The following is a 25,169-nucleotide window of genomic DNA, read 5'->3' as shown; positions in this document are numbered from 1 at the left end:
TTTCCCTACTCAACAGAAACAGGCCTATCTAACCGATACCAATAATTAGACAAAAAACCCCGGGCATCGGGTTTAGATATCTGCCTGATAATTTCCGGGGCACCCGACCTACAGCGCCATTCATACATAGAGGCACGGCCAGCCACTACCGCAGGAATGGTCCCGGAACTTTGATTATCTTTGCAATAGGAAAGCATCGCACCACTCGGCTCCCGACTGGTGTCAGCTTTCTCATCACAGGGGAGATTAGCCCCAACAAAGCAGGCATAGACACTTCCATCCATACATCGCCAATAGGTCCCCCTCGCGATCCAATCTTCAGGCGCCTCTGCACCGAGATTGGCCGCTCTTCTGATACCATCAACGATTTCCTCTGGCATAGCTTGTCCGGCAAAGCGCTGAACTGGGTTGTCATCATTCAATACTGTCGCGCAATATTCAAAGGGATCGCTGGATAGCTTGCCTCCTCCAGCGCTACTTACTTCAGAGTTAACCGCAACGATCAATATCCATAACAGCGCAAAAATACTCACGACTAGAGCAGCCACTTTTAACATCATCCCAGTCCGATCCACAAAGGGTTTACCTGCCACCTACCAATAAGGGAAAAGGAAAGAATACACCGCGCTTGGGGCCCTATGAGGCATGGGTGCCGATTAGGAGCTTACAAGGATGTATTCACAGCGTGTCTCGAGTGCGGTGTATTCTTTCCTTCCACCCCAGTAGTAAGTTCCGCCCGCACTATTCAAGTGCCAGATCCAAGGGTGTTAACAACTTTAGTATGGCGCCCTCTAGTGCTTTACAAACTAACCTTTACTTTCCGTAGTAACCGAGCTTATCAGGCGGCAGAAATCACAAACAGCAACTATACTCATCCGAAGCGATTAGGCAGTGAGCAGAAGCTGCCGAGCTAGAAAGCTGGTTTAGAAAATTCCAATAAAAACCCTGTTTTCAAAAGGAGTAATCATTTGATCAATCACTCCCCCTCAATAACAGACAAAGTGGCCACTCCAGAACTCCCACAGTGGATCAGTTGCCGCGAACGCCTGCCCCATAAAGGGGATGCCACCAGCCGCGGCTATGTACGGGTAATATGGAAATCAACAAGATCTATTAATGGGGACGCTAATACCACCTGGGAAGTGGGTATGGATCATTATGAAAATGCCCGCACCTATTTAGGCTGGATGCCAATAGCCAAAAAGGGGGAACAAACAGTACAAACTAATTGTGCCCACAATTAAATACACCCTAATGATCTTTAGGGTAGTATTTCAACATGAGATTTTTAGGCGCGTACTTCTAGTAGCGATACCACTGCTATCCAGCTGTGCGGGAGAGCGATTCGGTGGCTATAACTTACCGCAACAGACTATTGAGAAAAGTAGAAACTGCGGCTTAGAATACCAGCGCACCCCAGACCAGGACTTCCCTACCACTCTTTCCCTCATCGAAACATGTACTGATCAAACAGATAGAAAACTAATTGGGTACTTCAGAGACAACTTAGCCATAGAGCCAGAAACGCACACCTTTGAGCCCTGTAACATCCAGCTTCTAGAAGCTCAAACTGATAGAGTAATCGAACCCAAATCTATTTGGTTCAGTTCGCAACCAGATATTGAGGTTGCAGACTGGAGCAGTCATTTTCTTATCGCAAAAGGCGAACTACACGGCCCCGGCAGGTATGGGCACTTCAGTACTTACAGCTATTTATTTGTAGCCACCGAAATTATTCATATAACCAATAACGCCAATAGCAACTGCGAACCCCACTTCTACAAGATTGACGAGTAATTGGACCCTAGCGAGCCCGCCCCAACCCTTGATACCATCCGGCAGCTTAATCAACATCGTAGACAATTAGCGCAAGCTGAATCTGGCAGGCTCCCAGCGCCCCCATAGTCAACAAAGGGCAAGTTTCAACCTTCGATCAGTAATAGAGCCGCAGATCAATAAATCGCACCTATAAACCAAGAATACCCTCTTACTCACCGCCATAAAGAAGAACTATCTTACACGAGTATATAACCAACTAACTCTGACCAGATTGAGCCTCTGTATCGCAAAGGTAGCCATCTTCATTTTTTTGAACCTTGTTTTCATATCAAGCAGGGTAAAAGCTCCGAGCCAAGTGTCACAATTTCCCCCTCATTGTAGAAGCGAGCTTTCAACAGCCTCCCATTGACTACAATCATACTGCGCCTGCCGATATCCAACTGTGAGAATCTGGCAAAGGCTTCGCAAGAATCATCCTGCATTTCGCTGTTCAATCTTATCGACGCCAAAATGTTAGCAAGCTTGCCATCACCCAATTCTTGCGAAGCGGTCTCAGATACTATGACGAGCGGCCTGACTCTCGGCAGGATACTTGCCTTTTTGATTGCATTTCTCAGTTCAAATCCCCCATCAATGCAGTGAATAGTGTTCAGCCATGACCCAAATTGTTGAAAACGTCAATGCCAAGCAATCACCCTCTTTCTCCTTAGATAACCTGCTAAAAAGCGACCTCTTTGAGCGTGAAAATAGCTATCTCGATTCGAAGTATTTCGGAATGAAAGGAGAAATTAATCAGCTGTTGATTACTGAAACAGCCAAAGATATGGGAATGCAGGTCGACTATTACTCCAAAGATTTATACAAGATTACATATCAAGAAAAATATGTACTCTTTTGCGGAAACTCTGCACTGGTATCTGAGGCCTATCGTGCTTGCGCTCAACAGAAGCATCTGACGAAAGACTTGCTTGCTAGGAATGGTGTCCCCGTGGCAACAGGTCGGGTCTTCGACGATATCAAAGCTGCAACAGACTATTTCTCAACACTTCACTACCCTGTGGTCATCAAGCCAGTTACAGGTAGTCATGGCCGAGGTATTACCACGGGGATCACATCGGTCGATGCATTGCAAGATGCCTGGAAAACCGCCAGCGCCAAATCAAATAAAATAATCATCGAGCGCCATATCAGTGGCTGCGACTTGAGAGTGAATGTTATCGGGGGATGCGCGGTGTCTGCCTGCCTGAGAATTGCTCCCAACGTCATTGGAGATGGAACGCATAACATCAACGAACTAATCTCGGAGAAAAAAAACAATAAAAGTAAACGCAACCCAAAGTATCGTGTGGACTCGGACTACATACTCAGAACAGAACTGCTGGATGTGAATGGTATTTCCCGTGAATATGTGCCTGCTGAAGGAGAACGCATCTGGTTGGCGGGCGTAGCAAATATTTCTGCGGGAGGAGAAAGTATTCAGTTATTGGACAGACTCGACACTGAGGTCATTCAGGTTGCAGAGCGTGCAGCCAGTGCATTTCCTGGGATTTACTATGTTGGAGTGGATATTATTGTCCCTGACAACTCCTCCGAGACAGCCAGCTCTCCCTATGTGATCGAAGTCAATACAAACTCTGCAACCTCAACACCAGTTTTTCCTGATTTTGGTAAACCGATCGACCTCCCAAGGCTACTTCTGGAATATCTATTCAGTGCCTCCGGGCCAGCCCGCACCATTCAGCACGCCGAGAAAGGCCAGTATTGTCCTGGGCTCCACCCTATCAGACTAGCGGCACCATGGAACTATCCATTCTACACACCAAGATTCCGAAACCGACAAAACGCGCTGATCAGCTTGGCTGCATATAAATACGATTTGAAGCCCTACAACATCAGCACCAGTATCTCTGGTGTCGTATACGGCGACAAACATGTCTTGTTTCATCAATCGACCCCCGATCTTGTGCCTCAAGTAGCGCGTCGTGCCTGCCTAAACCGTGTATTACGAAACAAGAGGCTAAACGAAGCAGGGGTCAATACGAGCTTGACTTCATCCACCCATGATCCTGGTAAAGTGCCTTCTCGGCTCCGAAAATTTCGCGCCCTAACCATTGGCGGACAGGTTGTTGCCGCATTGGAAAGAGGGATAGAGCCAATCCGCAATTATGAAAGTAATAACATTGAGACTCATCAACAGCGCTTCGGAGAATTTTTTCGCGACGTCAGTGAAATATTGCATGCAGATTTCGCATCAATTGCGACCCAATCTGTAGAGGCGCTATTTAATCCACTAATTGCGGGAGTCGACATAGTCGCAGAAGACATTAGTCGGCCATTACCCTCTCAGTACTGGATGGTAAGCCAAATCACATGTAGCCCTTCGCTAGATTGGCATTACTTTCCCACTTATGGTGTTGGGCGCGATGTCGCCTCAGCATTGCTACTGCAACTCTTTCCCAAGTTGGAACAAACTATAATTCAATTGCAACACTGGAGAATCAGGGTCAAAGGAAAAGTTCAAGGTATTGGATATCGAAAGTGGGTTCAACGTTCAGCATTTAGTAAGGGCATCGTCGGAAAGGTATTGAATAGACCTGACAAAAGTGTAGAGATATGGGCGCAGGGCTCTCATACCGCCCTTGCCGCGTTACTTGACCAATGTGCATATGGCCCACATGAAAAGCCAAGCTTCGATATCGATCTGGAACCTCTCCCCATTACCGAATATCAAGGCTTTCGGGTTGATCACTCAAGTACTGCCGCACATCCTGGAACTTCGTCAAAGGAGTGAAGTTCCAATGACCGTCAACCATTACTCAATACAATAAAGCTGGCGTATGTATCCCCCACAGACCGACGCTATGTCGCGTAGCCTCGCCGTATAGAGAGCTTCTTTCCCGGGACTCAAATCAACCGGGGAGACCGTCATCACCTGGCTTCTCAGAAAATCATCACAATCCTCAACGCCCCCCTTGTTCCTGTAGCAGCAGTAGAAAGCATGAGCGCCGTGTATTTCTTTCACTCTCCGCTTTTAGTAACAGCTGTTTCCTGCCTGAAGAAACCTCTCAGAAAATGCAATAAATAAATACCCGCCGCTCGAGCGAAGCTTTTTACCTAAGGGTTTCGAAGCTGCTACAGCACTGAGAAAATCTGACAGAAATTCTATCCCACAAGTCAGGATTATTTGATAAACGCGCCGAGGTGGAAACCTATAAAAATCAATCCAACTAGCCCGCGCTATTTGGTAGCTCTAATCGGCCTTATATTGACTAACTACTACCAAAAGGCAGCAACCACCTGTAGCAATCCCCGCCCTTTTAGTCGAGGAGGATTTTAAACCACAGCCCTTTGTTTTAAGATCGCTTGAAACAACTGATTAGGAGGTTTTTATCAAGCCGAGTGGCCAGCTCTATTATTTAACTCAGCCTTTTAGTGAATAGAAAAATAATTATCCACAAAGCTTCAATCTCACTTTTTGCAGTAATAGCCGCCATTGGATAGACCACAGCCGGCGAATGGAAAACAAATAGGCCAGCACAATAAATGTCTTTGCTGTAAAATGCTAAGCACATCTAAAACATCTTTTCTTTCAAAAGGCTGCGCATACTTTTTGTCTGAAAACTGTCAACAAAATGTAACCAAAACTCCAACTGGATTATTTATTAGCTTTCAAATGAATTCACTTTAAGCCTTAAAATTTTGACACCCCTGCGTATCAAAAAACCCTAATCCATAAACCCTAAGGAGATTTATCATGGAAATGAACTTTAAAGACAGAGGATTCCTCTCAACGTGGCACTTAAATATGGTCACTTTTGATAGAGAGGATAACCTGTGGTGTGTGGGTACTTCGAATAATATCGGAAAGTGGAATTCAAGAACTTTTGGCCTCGTTGACAAAAAAGAGTACAACCAATCCTGGGACTCCAAGATGATTGCATTTGACAAGTCAAATGCCATGTGGAGCGTTGGGACTAAAGGTAATCTTGCCAAGTGGAATACCGCCGCTGGAGCCTGGGAGGAACCTGAGATTAAAAAGCCCTGGCCCCTAAAAATGATTGCCTTCGATAACTTTGGAGTAATGTGGTGTGTAGGCGCTGACGGTAATGTAGGTCAATGGAACCCTATTGACGGCAAGTGGGATGATCAGGGTGATCTCGGCGGCTGGAAACTGGATTGGATAGCCTTTAGGCCCGGTGACCCAAGAAATGATATCTACTGCGTGGGAACCGAGCACAACCTGGGACTTCACGACCCCAAATTCCCAAATGACACTTTCCATATCGCCTCCAATTTTGAATGTAAAAGCCTCTTTTTCCATGAAATATTTGGATTCTGTGTCGGTACTGAAGGCAATATGGGTGTCTCAATTTAATAGGCAATAACTTTATCTGCTGAATAATATTCATTATTTTCAAGCTATTTCGTTGCCCCACCCAAAAAGTGCTCCTCTGGACCTTTTTGGGTGGGGCGCGGCACTTATCAGGTAAATAGTCCAACAACTAGATACTCTCCTGACCAAACCATTTCCCAGCCAATAAATGGAGCTCTCAGTGGGTTTCAAAGGCTGGACAAGTGGACCTCCCATTTCGCAGTGAAGGGAAGCTGTTCTCGCAAATGACATCGTCCTCCTGAACAACTCACCCTCAGTCTCCATCAGGTAAGCACCACGCCATTGCATCGACCATGCCAGCAAGTACGAATCCCGCTATATATCCAAACACAGCCACAGCGAGATATTTCATCGTTTAATGAGTCAAGTAGTATTCAAGCGGGAAAGAAAATAAAGACGACTAGATGCTATGACGAATTTGATTCTGGGTGATACCCTGCCTTTTTCACCTACAAGCGGATAAATTGTCTAAATTCTCTTGTAGATCGCTGTCACAGTACGGAAAGCCGACATGCAAAAATCGCCATGGGTTGAAAACGCCATCGCAAAAGCGGATGCACACTGGCAGGCATCCAAGTCTACCATTGAAGGAAAAGTATTCAGTGATGTACAGGACAACCAGGGCCTTCAGTATGTCGATATCGTGATGGAAGGTGGCGGTATGCTGGGGATCGCCTTGGTGGGATATACCTACATTCTGGAAAAGGCGGGAATTCGGTTTCGCAAAATTGCAGGAACCTCAGCGGGCGCCATCAACGCACTCTTCTTGGCAGCGGCCGGTACACCGAGCACTGGCAAGAGCGAAAAGCTCTTGGGTATCCTGGCCAATGCGGACTTTGCCAGTTTTGAAGATGGCGAGCGCTATGCACGCAAAACGGTACAGCGCCTGCTCAAAGGCAAAGGCTTGATGAGTAGTTTGGCACTGCACCCCTTCGATTCTATCCGCACCTTGCGGCACCTGCTCAGGCATAAGGGGCTAAATCCGGGAGATACCTTTACCCAGTGGTTACAAACGGAGTTGAAACAGCTGGGCATTACCAACACCGCACAGCTCAACCAGAGAATTAACCAGTTCCCACAGCTCCTGTACCGCGGCACACCAGATCACTTGATAGGTAGCGGCGAGGTTGCCCTGGTGGCAGCGGATATCACTACCGAGACCCGCGCGGTATTTCCAGCCAAGGCGCCGCTCTACTTCGATAATCCGAGCGCAGTAAACCCCTCGGAGTTCGTACGTGCCTCCATGTCGGTACCCGGTTTCTTTAAGCCCTACACCGTAAAGGGCATCCCCCAATTAAGTGAGTGCAATACTGTCGCCGAGAATTGGCGCAGCATTAAAGGCATCGGTGATCCCAAACGTTTTTTCCGCGCTGGCTTTCCCAAAGATATTGAATTTGTTGACGGCGGCCTTGTCTCCAATTTCCCTTTCGATATCTTCCATAAACCCATAGGCACCCCCAAATTGCCAACCTTTGGGATCAAGTTGGAAGTGGACCTGTACCAGCCAAAATCAGATAAGGTAGGAAGGTTTGCGATGGGGCTGATCAGCACTTGTCGCAATATGCTCGACAACCATGTGCGCGCGAGCCTGAACGCGGAATACCATGCGCTGGTAAAAGAAATCCCCATCAATCCCACCGATACCGGAGAAAACCCGCACTGGCTGGATTTTTCCATGCCGGACCACCACTGCGAACACCTGTTCTTATCTGGCGTCAATGCAGCAATTGAGTTTTTGAATCAGGGATTCCACTGGGAGGATTACTTGGTGTTGCGCCAGCCGGACTCTTTCTATACCGGAGAAAAGCTGGCTTAAATGCAGGCCCGATGCGATAGTCGCAGCGGGCCCAGCACTTTCATTTAGAAAGAGCGACGACGGTAAGAGCGGTAATCTGCACGCCAGAAGTTGCGCTCTAGCAAACGCTCTAAATGCTCACGGCTCACCTTGGGCGCAACACCATCCAATTGCGCCTGGGCAGCCACTGCCCTGGCAATATGCATGCTCACTTCGCGAATATCATTTAGATGTGGCAATAAGGCACCCTCGCCATCTTTCACCACCGGCGCCTGCTCTGCCAGGGCGTTGGATGCTGCCATCAACATACTGTCAGTCACTTTCGAAGCACCGGAAGCAATAACGCCGAGGCCAATGCCCGGGAATATGTAGACATTGTTACATTGCGCTACCGCATAGTGATGGCCATCGATTTCTACCGCTGCAAAGGGACTGCCGGTAGCCACCAAAGCTTCGCCCTTGGTCCAGCTGAATATCTCAGTTGGAGTCGCTTCAGCACGGGAAGTGGGGTTTGACAGTGGCATCACCAAAGGTCGGCGGTGCCCCTTGTGCAAAGCTTCGATTACTGGCTGGGTAAACAGGCCACCCTGCCCCGACACACCAATCAGGATGCTGGGCTCAACATTGCCGATCAATGTCTCAAGGTTCCAGCTGGACACTCCATCGTACTTGCTCGGGTCCTGGGCCAGAGCCGCTTGGAAGTCGTGCAGGCCTTTCATATCGGAAGTCACAAGCCCGTAGCGATCGAACATAAAGATCTGTTCACGAGCCTCAGCATCGGAGAGGCCAGCCTGCACTTTTGCACTGACGATTTGCTCGGCAATACCACACCCTGCTGAACCGGCACCCACTATCGTCACCTTCTGCGCGGCGAGGGTTTCTTGCCAGGTCTTACAGGCAGCCAGGATAGTACCCAGTGCTACAGACGCCGTGCCCTGGATATCATCATTAAAACAGCACAGGCGATCGCGATAGCGCTCTAACAACGGCGTGGCATTGGTTTGGGCAAAATCCTCAAACTGAACCAATACCTTGGGCCAGCGACGTTTTACCGCTTCAATAAATTGCTCCAGGAATTCATCGTACTCTTCCTGGGATATCCGCTCATGGCGCCACCCCATATACATGGGATCATTCAGCAAAGTGCGGTTATTGGTGCCAACATCCAAGGTGACAGGCAAGGTATAAGCCGGGCTGATACCGCCACAGGCGGTATACAGGGAGAGCTTGCCAATAGGGATACCCATGCCGCCGATACCCTGATCACCTAACCCGAGTATCCGCTCGCCATCGGTCACCACAATAACTTTGACGTTCTCTTTAGTGGCGCTGCGCAGAATATCGTCGATATATTCCCGGTCCGGATAGGAGACAAATAATCCCCGGTGGTTGCGATAAATACTGGAAAACTCTTCACAAGCTGCACCTACAGTGGGGGTGTAGATAATCGGCAGCATCTCTTCCGTATGGTGTTCGATCAGATAGAAAAACAACGTCTCGTTGTCGTCCTGGATTCCCCTCAGGTAGATATGTTTTTCCAGGCCAGTCTTACACTGCTGGAATTGGAGGTAAGCGCGTTTGGCCTGCTCTTCAATCGTCTCAACGGTATTCGGCAGAAGACCGACCAAATTAAACTCGAGACGCTCTTCCAAGCTAAATGCGCTGCCTTTATTGAGCAGTGGTATTTCCAGTAGGGAGGGGCCTGCATGGGGGATGTAAAGTGGACGCTTTTCGTTGTTACTCATATGCCTGCTTTTGCCTATCGCCCGAAGCGATGATTATTGCGTAGCCATATTTCAATATGACTGAATTAGCCAACCATGTTCTTGAAGTTACATAAATGTGCTAACTCAACTGGGGCCGAAGACTATCTATTGTGCCGATAGATAACAAGGCCCCCAGTGTGGCCCAATTCGCGAATACACAGAGTCGCTCAACTATGCTAGCTGTAATTTATCTTCTCTTCGCAACGAATTTTTTTCAGTTAAAAAGTGATCCGACACATTCAGAAAATGGAGCCGCCATCGATGCACAAGAGCAAAGCTGGATTAACCCTGCTCCTCTTTATTCTTGTACTCAACCTTTATAGTTGCAGTAAAAAGCCCGACGGAGATAAAAATACAAATTCAAACGCCCGACAGACAGAGAGCGCCACTCCAGAAAAACAAAGGCCGCTTACGGCGATGGCACCGGAGATAGAAGCGGAGCTGGAAGCCCAACGGGACAGCGATAAACGCATCGCTCGCAATGTCTATTTTGGCGATACACATGTCCATACTGGCTGGTCGGTAGATGCGGGATTGGATGGCGCAATTCTTACTCCCGATGACGCCTATCGGTTTGCCCTGGGAGAAACTGTTACCTCCAACAGCGGACTGAAAGCCAAGCTCAGCCGCCCTTACGACTGGTTCATGATCACCGATCATTCAGACGGTATGGGAGTTATCAGCGAGATCGTCGATGGCAATCCGGAAATGATGTCCAATGCCACCTTGAAAAAATGGCACGAGGCATTAATTTCAGGTAGCGAAGAAGCAACCAATGAAGCAAAAAGTGAAGTCATCGTGCTTCAATCAGAAGGCAAACTGCCCGAGCAGGTAATGGACCCCAAATGGATGAAATCCGCCTGGGAAAAAACCGTTGAAGCCGCAGAGAAATATTACAAACCCGGAGAGTTTTCTACCTTTATCGCCTTTGAGTGGACAGTTAACGCCGATGGTGGCGACAACCTGCACCGCAATATTATTTTTCGTGATGGCGCAGACCGCACTAAGACCCTGCTCCCCCTAACCACCTTTGATACCGAGAACCCGGTAAAACTCTGGGAGTGGATGAAAGCCTACGAGGACAAAACCGGCGGCCGGGTACTCGCCATTCCCCACAACGGCAATATGTCTAATGGCCGTATGTTTATTGAGCGGCAGTTTGATGGCTCCGAACTCACTCCGGAGTGGGCACAAATGCGCGCCCGCTATGAACCCCTTTATGAGCTGGTGCAGGTAAAGGGACAAAGTGAGTCCCACCCTGCCCTCTCCCCGGAAGATGAATTTGCCAACTGGGATCTGTGGGATAGAGGCAACCTGATCTTAAAGCCCAAGCCCCCCGGTGCCCTGCAATACGAGTACTGGAGGGAGGCACTGAAGTCTGGCCTACGCCTGGAGGAGAAGCTGGGCACCAACCCTTTCGTGCTAGGCGCAAACGCAGCCACCGACACCCATACCGGGCTTTCGACACCGGACCAGGACAACTTCTTTGGCAAGTTCAAGACCCTGGAACCCAGCAACAAGGAGCGCTGGGCATTTCCCCTGCTCAAGGGAGTTGGTGGAGAGTACTTCGGCTGGGAACAAGCTGCCTCAGGCGTTACGGGAGTCTGGGCCAACGAGAATACCCGGGAGGCAATATGGGATGCGATGTACCGCAAGGAGACTTTCGCCACCACAGGCCCCCGGATCTCAGTTCGCTTCTTTGGAGGCTATGACTATAACGATGAGGATATTCACGGTGACCTGGTCGCCAATGGCTATAAAAAAGGCGTGCCAATGGGCGGGAAGCTACCTCAAGCCAGTGAGGGACAGGCACCGACATTCCTTATCGCAGCACTGAAAGACCCTGAGGGCGCCAACCTGGACCGTATTCAAATCATCAAGGGCTGGTTGGATAGCAGCGGACTCACCCGGGAGAAGATCTTTAATGTGAAGTGGTCTGGGAGCCGTAAACTGGATACCGAGGGGAAACTACCCCCGGTTGGGACTACTGTGGATATGAAGACGGCGGAATACACCGACTCCATCGGCTCCCCTCAGCTAATCGCGGTATTCAAAGATCCCGACTTTAACCCCAAGGAAAGAGCCGTCTACTACCTGCGCGCCCTGGAGATACCCACACCCCGATGGACTCTATTTGACAAGGTACGCTTCGGTATTGAAATGGATGAAAAAGTACCCCTTACCCAGCAGGGGCGAGCATTCAGCTCGCCAATTTGGTATTCACCCTAGAGTCAAATAGCCCGAATATATACGCGATTCAATTACTTGATGGATATGGCTATCTGAACCTCGTTTCCATCCACATACTGCTCAAAATCTGTGGTGAAAGCTCGCTGATGGGGGCAATCCTCCGCAGCGAAGTAACTCCAAACCTCGCCCCACAAATCAATGGCGACCTGAGGCATTTCCCCTTTGGCGGAAAACATCAGGTATTTGCCTGGCAGTATTTGAATCGACTTGAAATCCTCAGACATATCCTTCGACAACATATCTGAACATGCATAGACATCAAAAAAACCGGTATGGTCAGATTCGTAGTTGGAGTAAACACCAAATACTTTAGGGTTGCCCCTTAATTTGGGGGCAGCCTCTGCGCCGAAGCGCTCCCACATTGGCGTTATCTTTGCTGTTTTTGGGTCAGACTCATTGGCGTTCTTAGTGCGGGTATAAAAACCCACTAATTCCAGGCCTTCTAATTCTCTAACTTCCATTTCTGTGGACCAATTATTTAGTTATTCGTAGAATGCCGAATACTATAACAGCTCTCTGGGAACTCGCCAGGCGCACACGGTCACAAGAAATCACAAGTACCTTTTCAAGCTGACTTTACGGATTTCTGCCTTACCTCTGAAGGGGGGTACCCATACATCGATTTATAAAGCTGGGTAAAATAAGATTGACTTGAGAATCCGCTCTCCAGAGCTATATCGACTAAACGCTTATTGGTAGTCTTCAACTGAATATCAGCATGTTGTAGCCTACGTTCGTTAATCCAAGCCTTTGGTGACTCAGCTTTAAAGACTTGGCCAAACTTATTTTTGAATGATGTGAGACTCATCCCAATCTGTTTAGCATAATTTGCTACAGACCAGTGCTGAGTAGCATTTTCCTCCATAAATCGACGGAAACGCTCGTTCACCGGATTAACCTGCCGAAGCAGCTCGTCAGCTAAGCGACAACCGCAAGCACCCTTCAGCTTTAAGAGAAGTAATTCTTCCAGCTTTAAATAATTCAAACTCTCATCATTTAACTTGCTAAATGCACTCAGTGAGTCCAAAGTAAAGCGTGTCAAGTCACACTCTGGAAAAACAAAAGGCCCGCTTTTGGGAAGCGTTGTCACGCTGGATGCAAGAGCATTCTTTGCTTTAATCAGTACGCGAGTGTGTCGCTCATAAAATCGTGTCAGCATGACCGGGCTGATACTCGCACAGATGATTATTAGGTCTTCTCCCTCAGACAAATTATCAACTGTAACATGGCTCATTTCACCCGATAGCCAGATCTCCCCCGAAGCCATAGGGAATTCGCAAGCATCACTATTGATATCAGCAACACCTGAAATCACCATTGTCAGATTAAAATCTGAAGAAAACCCAATTGAAACATTTCCATTTGGTGAAACAAGTATCTTTTGAAACCGAAACAAGTCACCTAAATACTGACTTTCAAATAAGACATTTTGCCTTATGTGAGTGTCCAAATCCTTTTGGCGAGGGGCAATCATGGAATTCACCACTAAATTTACTTCTTCTGTATCTTTACGCTTCACCTGACTCAGCTGAAGCCAAGCTCCAATCACGACACTTTTGTTTCCACTGTGCTCAGGGAGCACTCATCAAGAGATCCGTGCACGGGGTGCGTGGTCACCAAGGGGGAGACAAAGCCGCTTTCGAGTTCAGCCATTAAAACCCACAATCGTTGAATTGAGCGTTTGAAGAATCATTTGAAAGGCGGATACAGCGAAACTATTTGCAGGACTAAAGTGCCAACCTCTTTAGGAAGGGCAACTTTATTAGCCAGGATAAGGGGAAGGTCTCATAAATTAACCTATAAACAGGAACATACAATCCTGCACTACTTAGCGGGCCCTTCCAAAATTCAATTATTCTTCATGCGCGACAAAGCAAGTAGACACCCCAATGCACCCTTTACATTTATTTACACTACCTTAAACGGAACAAGAGGAGTCTCTGAGAGTGAGGGATTGTGAGGTTTAAGCATCGCCTATTCTATTAGAAATAGTGTCACCATATGAAAATTACTGACTTAAAAACCCTAAGTATTCACTAGCAGCCCGGTGGTAATGAGAGACCTCAGGTATTTGGCAAAAGATATCTAAAACAGGCCCCATAACCATCTACTGGCTTTGTAAATTATGGAAAACCCAAACAATTTGCCTGATTAAGCCCCTCACTCTGGTGTAATCACCCAAAAACCGCTAGGTAATCACAAAGATACTGCCGGGGGTAATGCAGCTGTTAACTTAACTATCTTTAAACTTAATAAACATTTGATTTGTACCAGGTATGATTTTTTTCTAAAATGTGAGAAGATAGCTTTTAACAATATCCCTCGGCTCGTCATGACGGACTCTGTACCAAATAGGTGCCATGGAACCAAGTGGAATATTTATTGATAAATTGAGAGAAGTTTTATATATAAACTATGCAAGCGGATAAGGTCATACCCATACTTAACTTCTATTTTTCAATTATAGATTAGTATTTATTAAGATCTTTTCTGTTAACTCTTTAATTTGCCAGTATTAGTAATCAGCAAAACACCCTAAACCAATAAACTCTTAAGCCTTTGAGATTTATGTCAACTAGTTACTCTAAAGAATTAAATCGGCTTGCCCAACTTATGTGGGAGCAAGAAGCGGAGTTGGAGCTTAAGCCCCAGGAAGAGAAAGAAGCAGCCCCTGAAAAGTCCTCAGTCAACAACGCTCCTAATGACGTTTTTTGGGGCAAATGGAAAGGGCGATATATCGTGGTAATGCGCTATATATCTGGTAGAACAACCTCCAATGTTAAGCTCCCCAATATATATGCCGATGAGGCCGATGCCCGCTCTGCCGCCCTCGATATCATTCGAAAATTTCCAGAAGCATCTATTCGCTATCTTTCAGCTAAAGAACTGGCTGTTTACCTATAGCCAACCCTTAAGAGCTTTAGTTGTTGGTTTTTGAGCAGGGTGGCTGCACTGCAGAACCGCCCCCTCATATTATTTTTATAGGTCACACTATCGGCGATTAATGCTTTGATATAAATTGACGAACTTCCTCCACAAATACATTGGAGGCAGGCTCACGCCCCAGGAGTAAGTGACCGTCGCTATTGAGACCAACAAATCGAGCGCCAGGTATAGCAGAAGCAATTTCACAGCCCGTCTGAACAGGAATACGCTGGTCCCCTAGTGAATGGATCACCAAAGTGGGCACATTAATCTCTTTGAGCTTGTCCCGCACATCAATACTGCCAAAAACCGATAGGAAGCGGACAGCATTTTCCGGCGAAGTAGTCAGCCGCTGAAACTCATTAAACCACTCTAATTCGCTGGCATTCGCGCTTGGCATAAATGTTGTGGAAAAAATCTGCCGATAAGCAGGATTATCCTGTCCCCAGCCCGTCGCTGTCAGGGTCATTACTGCTTCGCGCTCTTTTATCGTGGCCTCACTGGCACCTATTCGCCAACCTGCGTGATAACCCCCAAACAAAATCAGCTGCCTAACACGCTCTGGATGCCTTACTGCATATTCAATAGATACTGCCGCTCCTTGCGATATACCTAGCAAAGTAAAGTTATCAACTTCACAGGCATCGACGACTGTCTCAAGGTCTGTAACAAACGACTCAAAAGAGATATTTTCAACTTCCCAATCCGACAGGCCATTCCCACGCTCATCGTAACGAATAAACTGGTGGTCGACAGAAAGCTCCCGAAACAATGGACTCCATATCGGAGAGTCCCAGTCATGCTCTAAATGACTCAACCAGTTTGCGGCTTTAACTATTGGAAGCCCCTCTCCCATCTTGGCATAGGCAATACGCACACCATCGCTGGCCGTACAAAACTCAACCTTCTGTTGAGTTAGCAGTTTACGCCCCGTAGCTAAATCATCACCGGATTTCTGAACTACCGACTCACCAAGCCTGCAGGGCGACCATGTAATGCCTGCTTTGCGGAATCGGTCAGCAAGCCTTGCCCGTTCGAACTCCACTTCACTACTCAATCCCAATGAGCTCAACAAATGCAGTAACTGCGTTGCAGCGTTTGGGTTATAGGGCTCCAATGCCACCCAGCTGCGGGCCCAAGTTAACTGGTCCGGTATAGGAACACCCGGGTGAGAGGACAAGCGGGACAGTACCCTCCCTTGCAATTGAACAATCTCTTGTCGTTCAGACAGCAACCACCGTTGAAATAGTTCTTGATCGGGAAGATCGATCCCATCCAGGAAAGGCTCCTGCAGCTGTCGATGGATATCTTCCAGCTCTGCTGTCAGAACGCCGGGGGAATCAAGCTTAAGTGCTATTTCGGCAACATCAATACAAATGCCTTCCGTATCCAAGCTGACACGCTCTCTATCAGCAATGAGGCGCTCTATTTCTGGGTCGTTGACAATGGATCGAATTTTACTCAAAGACCAGCGCAGGGAGGCACGCGGATCGTCGGGCAGCTCCCAAAATATCTCACATAAGCGATCTCTCCGGTGAGGTCTCGCAGCCAACAGTAAGAAAGCCAAAAGTGCTCGAGTTTTTCTTGAGGGTGGTAGATTAACTGGGCTGCCATCTCGGGAGACCAGCAGGTCGCCCAGCATTTGGATTGAGATTCCCATTGATAAGTTATTAACCCCTGAAATATAAGGTACTAGCAGTTCTCAGAGAAAGGCGCCAGTGATTTTCTCAAGGATAATTGTTAGCTGCAAACACCGCTCGCGAAAGATGTGAAACCCTCTGTCAAAACCGCTTATTCCAAGTCGCTTGGCAATGACAGTATAAACGCCGCCGTGAGGCTTATCCCTACCCCTAAAAGCGTACAAGGTTTCTTTGAAGGGCTAGGCTGAAATCGAAGAATTGGTCTAATCCGATAGCCTTAGCAAGAGATACTGAGAACGCCAAGAGTAGAGCCAAGCGAACATATCATCGGCAATTGTAAAAAGTAGAGAAGAGTATTGAAAGACCAAGTGAACATATTGAAAGTGAGCTGAAAACCTATTTTTACAAACTCAAAAACTATGTCAGCGCGAGACTTATAATTTAGGCGAGTAGCCAGAGTTTTGGCTCACAAAGGCCCTTCAAAGTTTATGCTAAGGCACGCTCGAAAAACGGAAAATCAACAATAAAAACTGTATGAACCTAAAGTAGAAGGGAGAGCGGCTCCTCTAGGTTTACAACCAGTGGACACCCTACCCAACCACCTAAAGCGCTCCTCAAATGCGCAAGCGCTAATCCATAAGCCTCAACTTATCTGTCGCTATGCACAAAGATATCAAACCCCAAAGCCCTTGAAGTCCTATACAATTTAGAGTCACTGTGATAATGCTCATACCACTTTCTAAATTGTGTATATTTTAGAAACTTAAACTCACCTTTATTGGGGTCGAAAAAGTAGCTTGCTTTATCAGAAGATGGCTCAATACGAAATGCCATCGCATGTCCCCATCCGTTACCTGCTGTTCTCAACATACAATGGATAGTGTTGGACTGCTGTTTGAAGCAATCTTTGGATTCAAGAGCATCAAAAGACGCAGAAAACTGATCTTCTAAAGAAGGGTTTTGCTTTTTCAACGCAATACCACTGCCCGCCTGACCAATATTGCGAAATCCCTGAGACTCCAAATATTGCTTGGTTTCCTTAATCATCTCAAACGATGTGCTAGGCCTACCTTCATTTCCATTTGCAAACTTAAACCGATACATAGAGGCAAATCGCTGGGCAACCACAGCTACCTTCGTATCATCAATACTGCCACCGGTAGTTAAAGCATCCTGAAGCCCCGACTGAAGGGCTTTACTGATCCAACTAACTGACAAAGCCTCACAAATCCCACCCTTGGTATGTGGATGCTTTTTGGTGATTTTTGAATAGCTTCCCTGACTGAACTTCCAGGTTAACTGCCCGCCGTAATTGGACGCACTTGCATCACTATTCATTAAACTTGGCATTTTTCATCCTCACATCACAACCGAATATTCGGCTTTATTTATACTATCCGGGCTTTATGCAAACAATGTGCAAATTTAGTGATTAATTATTATTAGAAAAAATATCACCCGAACATTTCCTTTAAAAACCACGACAAAAATTCAAAGACTGCACCTCAACCGATCAACTCATCACAAGAAAGTGACAAACAAAATACTGAGGTATCACCCACCCTTAAGGGAACCTTAAAATTAAAACGCAGCTTAGCAATGACTATATTAGTTTGAATGGTCGAAAATATAACGTTTTCAACATGCTATATTTTTATAGACCACAAGTCCACGACAAACGATCAATGTCGCCATCAGGCAAAACAACCACAAAATAATTACTGTTATTTAAAATTCACTACAGGCAACAAGGTATTTCGGCTTACTAAATAGAGACTGGTTTTAAATATATTTATCAGTACAGCAATTTAACTAAACACCCAGTTAATTTTAAATCAACACATTGACTTAATTGCCCTCGGTAAACAGGCAGCAATCAGTATCTTTCGCTACACCGCATAACGGACCCAAAAGAGACATAAACAAACGATCAGACGAAAGAATCAATGAACTTGGATCAAAAAGGCTAAAGAGCCACTACATCGAGGCTCTTTTTTGTCTCGGAGGGATATTGCTATTGTTGTGTTCGATACCCGCCAGGGGAAGTCTTAACCTAGGGCGGAAGGAATAAATACTGGAAGCCCTGGAAACAACATCAGTTACACGAGAGAATCTTAAGTATCCTGGCGAACCACTAAACTGCCAAAACCAATCAATAGGTCACCACTAAAACGCTGAACCCTTCTTTGCATATTCCCTCCAATGGAAGCCACTTTCCACTTTGACAACATAGTCGCAAGTGCCAGATACCACAGGAATATTATTGATGCATGAAGTGAGACCAGCAGGAAAGCCTCATAGTAACTAGAGCTGCCAACTGAGATAAACTGCGGAAAGGCCGCGAGATAAAACATCGATACCTTGGGGCTCCAGCAAGAGCAAACACTTCTTACCCTTTATTTCCAAGCCTAGTTCTTTCATGAGCTTACGGGCTCGATAGCACTCAATTTAAATCCTTCTTTACGTAAAAGATTTATTAATTAACGATTTCTTAGACTCTGTCGAGATCCGTAAATAATATCTTTAAACCTTAGCATATTTGCCATACTTGAGCATCTATTGAACTATCATTCCAGCAACGCCAATTGTAATAGCTACTCTTATTTGCCTGTATCACCCAGTAGCCCCCTCTAACAGGGACGCTGTCCTGCTAATTATTCATGGACTGCACTTTACTTCATTTCTTTCACAAAGAAGGCGCGGGGCTTTTAAAGGATTTCTCTCTCCATACGCAACTTCTTTACCTAACGTTGCAGCTAGCCTAATTCAACTCATTCACCAGCCCCTAATCTCACACCACCATCTTCTTACTTCAATTCTATTATCTAGCGACTCTGGCTAGTGGCAGTGGTTCCTACAGCCCCTACTACCTTAATCTCTGAAAACCCCTGATCAAAGACTAAGACTACGGTATCTTCTTTGAATTTCGACGTGTACCTTTCGTTGTCATACCTCACCTCACTTAGTAGTTTTACCATCTTAGCGTGGTATCCGGAAGAGATAGACCACCAGAGAGGACATATAATTTCCTAATTACCACTTATGCTAAGCCAATTTTTAGCAACCTTTCTGGCATCGGTGGTGTCCGAAGAGAGACGTAAATCAATCTTGGAATGAGTGCCGACAAATCAAACCTCCGATTAAAGCGATATTGAAATTCTGCCAAATAGCGCTGTGCATATTTCGGCCTAATAGCATGGTAAGTGCTACGTAGCGCACTCTTTAAATTACCAAGTACTGTATTTACCCAATAGAACTCAGGCTCTTCAACAGAAGCTCGGCCACCACCACAAACAATTTTGTCATGTACACAACCGGCCTCCTTAATGGCATTGAAGCATGGAAGACCATCTGAGATGACTGTGCTGCCACTGCAAAGGTACTTTTTACTCCAGGTTGAAATTTCACTGCTTTTGAAGCCCTTGATAATTGAGAGCTTAATACGGGTTGGGCGTCCCTCCTTGGTTGTTTCAACGGCCGCCACAAAGGGAGTTTTACCCTTGGCTCCGCGCCCGGGCTTGCATCCAGTACGCTCACCACCGAGATAGGCATCATCTAGTTCAATAAAACCGGACAGTTTGTATCGTTGGTCTCGCTCCATCATCACTTGCATGAGTTTCTGCTTCATACGCCATGCTGCGTTGTAAGAGATACCTAGATGTCGAGATAGCTCCATAGAGGAAATGCCCTTCTTATCCTGAGTAATCAGGAAAATACCGAGAAACCAGGTGGTGAGGGGGAGCTTCGTGGAGTCAAAAATTGTACGAGAGGTAATCGATGTCTGACGCCGACAATGGTTACATTGCTTAAGCTTGCGATAAGCGAGGTCGCAATGCTTGTCATGCCCGCAGTGAGGACAACTAAAGCCATTGGGCCAACGCCACTGCGACAGTGCATCGAAGCACTGTTCCTCGCTGCCGTACATTTTGAGGAATTGGGTCAAACTAATACCCTTCTGAAACTGTACCTTGTTGCGAGCCATGGCGTATTCCCTTGCAGATCAACGAGATAGCTGTATTTATATACAGTTACGCATAACTTAGCAAGAGTGGTAATTAGGTATAATTTTAGATATGTATTTAGAGTGGTGCCGTGTTAAATTTATTTATAACAGCACCGCCAAACGCATTTGCAAATGCAACCATTGCTAGGTATTCACCGAGAATTTTCTCGAAGGGCATCCTAGTTATCACTAGAAGCTATTTCTTTGCATCAAAAAAGCACTTCCAAATATTGTAAACATTATATGGGCCTTTAGGATCTTACCCACCTTGATTAGGGGAGCCACCTTCAACTTCACTTGCGACCGAAAAGATCATCCAAAATCACAAGTGAAGCTCATTATATCAAGAGTGGCGCGTCAGACTTATCTAAACTTATCAGTCTCGCCCCCGACCAGAGGTATCACTTCCTGAAGCAACAGCTTGCTACCCCACACTGAAAGATGATTATCATCCTTATAAAGAAGTCTTTTATCACTAACTATTTTACAGCTAGATTGGTCACATAACTGCTCTACTGGGTTTATATAAGTAACATTCTCTTTTCGGGCCACAATACGCTGAAACATACTATCCAAAGTCTTATAGTTGTCTTTTGCTTTCGTAGAGCTACTCGCACCGCAAACCGCATTAATTTCTCGATCACTTTTATTACTTCCATTAATCATTCTTCTAGCACAACGAATCGCACTCTTCAAATGGAGCGGGACTTGCCCAACCAAAATTACATCTACATCCTTAAGTTCAGCCAGCATATTTTCAACACCAAGCTCTAGCAACACAAGATTCCTCTCCTTTGAAAAACTCCCCCTTGCAGGAAGCTCTTCAACAATCCAGTCTTGCCAACGCTGCTCATGCCATGGCTGTGGGTACCCCTTAGTGTTATCGGTAAAAACAAGCTCCCACCTACCTGCCAACAAAACCAAATCTGGACGAGACAGCTGAATCGCCCTACTCCTCTTCCCTTGAAGTTCAGCACATTTTTCGGTCCGGTTATCTTTAACCGCAGACTTGTGCGTGTAAACTTTGAAGACACTTTTAATTGGAAGGCACCCTGGAAAGGTATAGCGGCTATACTCTGAAACAACCCGCATTTTACTTTTTAAGTAAGGTGAAAGCGCTCCTGCATGGCTATCACCAACCAACATCAATGAACCTATAATAAGTTCATTTAAAGCTCCTACTTCTGAAACCACACCACTAGATTTACCATCATCCAAAGCATTGATTTCGCCTCTTGAATGAAAGCCAAATGCACACAACAAAATCAACATACATGACAGAGCTGGAGAAGTTAGAGCCGTGCCAAAATCATACTTTCTAAACGGCTTTTCTACGAGGTAATATAATACAAAACCAAACAACAAACCAAAGCAAATTATTAGCAAGGATAATAAGGACTCTGATTCACCAGCAAATTGATAACTGAACAGAACCGCCACAGGCCAATGAGCTAAGTAAAGAGAATATGAAGCATTTCCAAACAACTGTACTCCAGGCCATCTAACAAATGACGACTCTTGTATCTCATGACCAACATACAAAGTAAGAGCAACAAGAATAGATAAACCTAAAGCTTTAACTCCCGGAAAGCCGCCACTATCGACACCTAAGACTGTGCAATATGCAACAATTAAAGCCATGAGCAACAGCCATACAAACAGCGCTCTCCCTCTCCCCAACTGAATCGACGGTATAAATATAACTAAGGAACCTCTGAATAATTCCAGGCTAATTTGGTAGTATTCATTTATCCGTCAAGACTACGTTAGATCATGCACCAAGTCACCTTTGCCGAAGCAGAATACAATCTAAAACGCCGCATAACTCGCCGAGAGAAGTTTCTTTCTCAGATGGATACTCTCATTCCATGGCTACGGCTAGAGGCTCGAATTGAACCTTATTATCCACAAGGTAAGCGTGGCCGACAGCCATATCTTTTGAGCGTCATGCTGCGCATTCATTGTATGCAGTTGTTTTACAATCTCAGTGATCCAGCCATGGAAGATGCACTCTATGAAATTGAGTCTATGCGCAATTTCGCCGGATTGACTTTAGTTGGTCCAATTCCCGACGAAACGACGATCCTTAACTTCCGTCACTTATTAGAGGCGAATCATCTGAGTAAGGTTCTATTCGAGGAAATCAATAAACATCTTGCTGAGAATGGCATGGCACTGCGTGAAGGCACCATTGTAGATGCCACTATTATCTCTGCGCCAACTTCAACTAAGAATAAAAAGAAAGAGCGTGATCCAGAAATGCATCAAACAAAGAAAGGCAATCAGTGGCACTTTGGAATGAAGATGCATATCGGGGTTGATGATGTGCTCGGAGTAATACACAGCGTAGATACAACAGCAGCGAATTCGCATGATGTCACAGCCACAGAGCGGGTCCTCCACGGGGAGGAAGGAAGAGTCTGGGGTGACTCCGGATACATTGGTGCGGAGAAGCGTGAAGAGTTGAAAGAGCGGGAGGTGGATTGGTACATAGCAATGAAGCCGAGCAAGCTGAAAACTCTTCCTGGGCGTAATGCACTCCGTAAAGCGGAAAAGATCAAGGCGCAGATAAGAGCGAAGGTTGAGCACCCCTTTCGCTACATTAAACGGGTATTTGGTTATAGCAAGGTCCGCTATCGGGGACTGTTAAAGAATACTGAGCGGCTGTGCTTGCTAGCAGGCTTTACTAACTTACTAATAGGGAGAAAATACTTGGCCACCTAGGGGTGGTGCGTCTGAAATCCCCCTACCGGGGATTTTAGGTAAAAAATTAGGGAGCTATTACGTGAAAATTAAGCGTTTTTTCGTAGAAAAGTGAATTTTTTAAATAATTCAGCTTAATTCTAGAAAAATAATTCATTGATCAGAGGTTCCCTAACGCGCCAAGAAGAAATTGGAACATTCGCAAAGGCATTAAATAAAATGCCGCATCTGGGTCACGACCAATAAAGTACTGACTACACCACGCACCGCCAGCAATCATTGCTAAAAGTAATAAAATTGCCCAAAATCGCCTTATAAACACCAGAAAAAAAGCTAGCAAAGGAAAAATCAAGTAGAATTGTTCCTCAACACCTAAACTCCAAAGATGAAGTAGTGGTTTGTCATAAGAGTCTCCAGAGAAATACCCACTATCAAAATAAAAGAAAATATTTGCGAGCGAGAAAACTGAAGCAACTGCTGACTCTAAAAGGCTGGTCAAAAGTTCGCCAGGCAGAAGGAAACCTGATAAAATTACTGTAGCTGCGATTGTAGAAAATAGTGCTGGGAAAAGCCTTACCACCCTTCTCTTATAAAAGTCTTTAAAGTTACCTAATTACCACTTATGCTAAGCCAATTTTTAGCAACCTTTCTGGCATCGGTGGTGTCCGAAGAGAGACGTAAATCAATCTTGGAATGAGTGCCGACAAATCAAACCTCCGATTAAAGCGATATTGAAATTCTGCCAAATAGCGCTGTGCATATTTCGGCCTAATAGCATGGTAAGTGCTACGTAGCGCACTCTTTAAATTACCAAGTACTGTATTTACCCAATAGAACTCAGGCTCTTCAACAGAAGCTCGGCCACCACCACAAACAATTTTGTCATGTACACAACCGGCCTCCTTAATGGCATTGAAGCATGGAAGACCATCTGAGATGACTGTGCTGCCACTGCAAAGGTACTTTTTACTCCAGGTTGAAATTTCACTGCTTTTGAAGCCCTTGATAATTGAGAGCTTAATACGGGTTGGGCGTCCCTCCTTGGTTGTTTCAACGGCCGCCACAAAGGGAGTTTTACCCTTGGCTCCGCGCCCGGGCTTGCATCCAGTACGCTCACCACCGAGATAGGCATCATCTAGTTCAATAAAACCGGACAGTTTGTATCGTTGGTCTCGCTCCATCATCACTTGCATGAGTTTCTGCTTCATACGCCATGCTGCGTTGTAAGAGATACCTAGATGTCGAGATAGCTCCATAGAGGAAATGCCCTTCTTATCCTGAGTAATCAGGAAAATACCGAGAAACCAGGTGGTGAGGGGGAGCTTCGTGGAGTCAAAAATTGTACGAGAGGTAATCGATGTCTGACGCCGACAATGGTTACATTGCTTAAGCTTGCGATAAGCGAGGTCGCAATGCTTGTCATGCCCGCAGTGAGGACAACTAAAGCCATTGGGCCAACGCCACTGCGACAGTGCATCGAAGCACTGTTCCTCGCTGCCGTACATTTTGAGGAATTGGGTCAAACTAATACCCTTCTGAAACTGTACCTTGTTGCGAGCCATGGCGTATTCCCTTGCAGATCAACGAGATAGCTGTATTTATATACAGTTACGCATAACTTAGCAAGAGTGGTAATTAGGTAAAGTTAAACCCTCCCCCCTCAAGCTCATACTTCATCAACCGAAATATTACAAAGCCTGAAATGGTGAAAAATATATCTACACCCAAAAACCCACCAGGAAGCAAGGTTGAGCTGGCATGAAATATAATAACAAACAATACAGACATAGCTCGAAGAGCCTGCACGTCATACCTATACTCTAATTTTTCCACGAATATCCCTAAAACACTTAACCAAACGTACTTTTTTCAGATACGTACTCAAGGTGATTTATCATTTAAATAACAGGTTGAG

At 45.9% G+C, this 25,169-nt stretch carries 20 protein-coding genes; 8 read left to right on the top strand and 12 right to left on the bottom strand.

Features of this window, described 5'->3' with window-relative positions; translation table 11 throughout:
* Positions 1 to 5 precede the first annotated feature (5 nt).
* A complete protein-coding gene (locus ACJJIQ_RS05680; RefSeq protein ID WP_445363974.1) occupies positions 6 to 548 on the bottom strand; it encodes a hypothetical protein in 543 nt (180 codons plus the stop codon).
* 420 nt (positions 549 to 968) lie between these two features.
* Here ACJJIQ_RS05680 and ACJJIQ_RS05675 point away from each other — a divergent pair, with 420 nt between their 5' ends.
* From ACJJIQ_RS05675 to ACJJIQ_RS05655, 5 genes are all read left to right on the top strand, one after another.
* A complete protein-coding gene (locus ACJJIQ_RS05675) occupies positions 969 to 1,244 on the top strand; it encodes a hypothetical protein (RefSeq protein ID WP_445363973.1) in 276 nt (91 codons plus the stop codon).
* 10 nt (positions 1,245 to 1,254) lie between these two features.
* Positions 1,255 to 1,797, top strand: coding sequence for a hypothetical protein (locus ACJJIQ_RS05670; protein WP_445363972.1), 543 nt, complete (start codon positions 1,255 to 1,257; stop codon positions 1,795 to 1,797).
* Between the two features lie 637 nt (positions 1,798 to 2,434).
* Positions 2,435 to 4,570: an acylphosphatase gene (locus ACJJIQ_RS05665; protein WP_445363971.1), complete on the top strand. Its 2,136-nt coding sequence runs from the start codon at positions 2,435 to 2,437 to the stop codon at positions 4,568 to 4,570.
* A 963-nt stretch (positions 4,571 to 5,533) separates the two neighbouring features.
* A complete protein-coding gene (locus ACJJIQ_RS05660; protein ID WP_445363970.1) occupies positions 5,534 to 6,154 on the top strand; it encodes a ligand-binding sensor domain-containing protein in 621 nt (206 codons plus the stop codon).
* A gap of 529 nt (positions 6,155 to 6,683) precedes the next feature.
* Positions 6,684 to 7,988, top strand: a complete 1,305-nt coding sequence (locus ACJJIQ_RS05655) for a patatin-like phospholipase family protein (RefSeq protein WP_445363969.1) — start codon at positions 6,684 to 6,686, stop codon at positions 7,986 to 7,988.
* Between the two features lie 44 nt (positions 7,989 to 8,032).
* Here ACJJIQ_RS05655 and ACJJIQ_RS05650 read toward each other — a convergent pair whose 3' ends face one another.
* A complete protein-coding gene (locus ACJJIQ_RS05650) occupies positions 8,033 to 9,712 on the bottom strand; it encodes an NAD-dependent malic enzyme (protein ID WP_282932344.1) in 1,680 nt (559 codons plus the stop codon).
* 282 nt (positions 9,713 to 9,994) lie between these two features.
* On the opposite strand from ACJJIQ_RS05650, the gene ACJJIQ_RS05645 reads away from it, so the two are divergent.
* Positions 9,995 to 11,962: a DUF3604 domain-containing protein gene (locus ACJJIQ_RS05645; RefSeq protein WP_445363968.1), complete on the top strand. Its 1,968-nt coding sequence runs from the start codon at positions 9,995 to 9,997 to the stop codon at positions 11,960 to 11,962.
* 32 nt (positions 11,963 to 11,994) lie between these two features.
* On the opposite strand, the gene ACJJIQ_RS05640 is transcribed toward ACJJIQ_RS05645, so the two are convergent.
* Entirely contained in the window at positions 11,995 to 12,444 is a 450-nt protein-coding gene (locus tag ACJJIQ_RS05640; protein ID WP_413662422.1) for a GyrI-like domain-containing protein, read from the bottom strand.
* A 104-nt stretch (positions 12,445 to 12,548) separates the two neighbouring features.
* Positions 12,549 to 13,502 (bottom strand): helix-turn-helix transcriptional regulator, encoded by a 954-nt coding sequence (locus ACJJIQ_RS05635; protein ID WP_445363967.1) that lies wholly within the window; start codon positions 13,500 to 13,502, stop codon positions 12,549 to 12,551.
* Between the two features lie 1,049 nt (positions 13,503 to 14,551).
* Between ACJJIQ_RS05635 and ACJJIQ_RS05630 the strand changes: the two genes are divergently transcribed.
* Positions 14,552 to 14,887 (top strand): hypothetical protein, encoded by a 336-nt coding sequence (locus ACJJIQ_RS05630; protein ID WP_413662424.1) that lies wholly within the window; start codon positions 14,552 to 14,554, stop codon positions 14,885 to 14,887.
* A gap of 97 nt (positions 14,888 to 14,984) precedes the next feature.
* Here the strand turns inward: ACJJIQ_RS05630 and ACJJIQ_RS05625 are convergent, their stop codons facing one another.
* From ACJJIQ_RS05625 to ACJJIQ_RS05605, 5 genes are all read right to left on the bottom strand, one after another.
* Positions 14,985 to 16,568: a bifunctional AfsR/SARP family transcriptional regulator/alpha/beta hydrolase gene (locus ACJJIQ_RS05625; protein ID WP_445363966.1), complete on the bottom strand. Its 1,584-nt coding sequence runs from the start codon at positions 16,566 to 16,568 to the stop codon at positions 14,985 to 14,987.
* 628 nt (positions 16,569 to 17,196) lie between these two features.
* Complete coding sequence (locus tag ACJJIQ_RS05620) at positions 17,197 to 17,898, bottom strand: YopT-type cysteine protease domain-containing protein (RefSeq protein ID WP_445363965.1); 702 nt, start codon at positions 17,896 to 17,898, stop codon at positions 17,197 to 17,199.
* 764 nt (positions 17,899 to 18,662) lie between these two features.
* On the bottom strand, positions 18,663 to 18,902 hold the full coding sequence (locus tag ACJJIQ_RS05615) for a hypothetical protein (RefSeq protein ID WP_445363964.1): 240 nt from the start codon (positions 18,900 to 18,902) through the stop codon (positions 18,663 to 18,665).
* Positions 18,903 to 19,588: 686 nt separating this feature from the next.
* Positions 19,589 to 20,530, bottom strand: coding sequence for an IS1595 family transposase (locus ACJJIQ_RS05610; RefSeq protein ID WP_445362153.1), 942 nt, complete (start codon positions 20,528 to 20,530; stop codon positions 19,589 to 19,591).
* Between the two features lie 384 nt (positions 20,531 to 20,914).
* A complete protein-coding gene (locus ACJJIQ_RS05605) occupies positions 20,915 to 22,192 on the bottom strand; it encodes an acyltransferase family protein (RefSeq protein WP_445363963.1) in 1,278 nt (425 codons plus the stop codon).
* A 132-nt stretch (positions 22,193 to 22,324) separates the two neighbouring features.
* Here ACJJIQ_RS05605 and ACJJIQ_RS05600 point away from each other — a divergent pair, with 132 nt between their 5' ends.
* A complete protein-coding gene (locus tag ACJJIQ_RS05600; protein WP_445363962.1) occupies positions 22,325 to 23,275 on the top strand; it encodes an IS5 family transposase in 951 nt (316 codons plus the stop codon).
* Between the two features lie 139 nt (positions 23,276 to 23,414).
* Here ACJJIQ_RS05600 and ACJJIQ_RS05595 read toward each other — a convergent pair whose 3' ends face one another.
* The 3 genes from ACJJIQ_RS05595 to ACJJIQ_RS05585 form a co-directional block, all read right to left on the bottom strand.
* Positions 23,415 to 23,834, bottom strand: coding sequence for an acyltransferase family protein (locus ACJJIQ_RS05595; protein ID WP_445363961.1), 420 nt, complete (start codon positions 23,832 to 23,834; stop codon positions 23,415 to 23,417).
* Positions 23,835 to 23,874: 40 nt separating this feature from the next.
* Positions 23,875 to 24,816: an IS1595 family transposase gene (locus tag ACJJIQ_RS05590; protein ID WP_445362153.1), complete on the bottom strand. Its 942-nt coding sequence runs from the start codon at positions 24,814 to 24,816 to the stop codon at positions 23,875 to 23,877.
* A gap of 73 nt (positions 24,817 to 24,889) precedes the next feature.
* The gene (locus ACJJIQ_RS05585; RefSeq protein WP_445363960.1) at positions 24,890 to 25,087 is read right to left on the bottom strand and encodes an acyltransferase family protein; all 198 of its coding nucleotides are present in this window, start codon (positions 25,085 to 25,087) and stop codon (positions 24,890 to 24,892) included.
* Positions 25,088 to 25,169 lie beyond the last annotated feature (82 nt).

This window comes from Microbulbifer maximicatervae (SeqCode), assembly GCF_052468295.1.
Note: the sequence above shows the minus strand (reverse complement) of the source record. Positions and strands in the feature narration are given on the sequence as shown.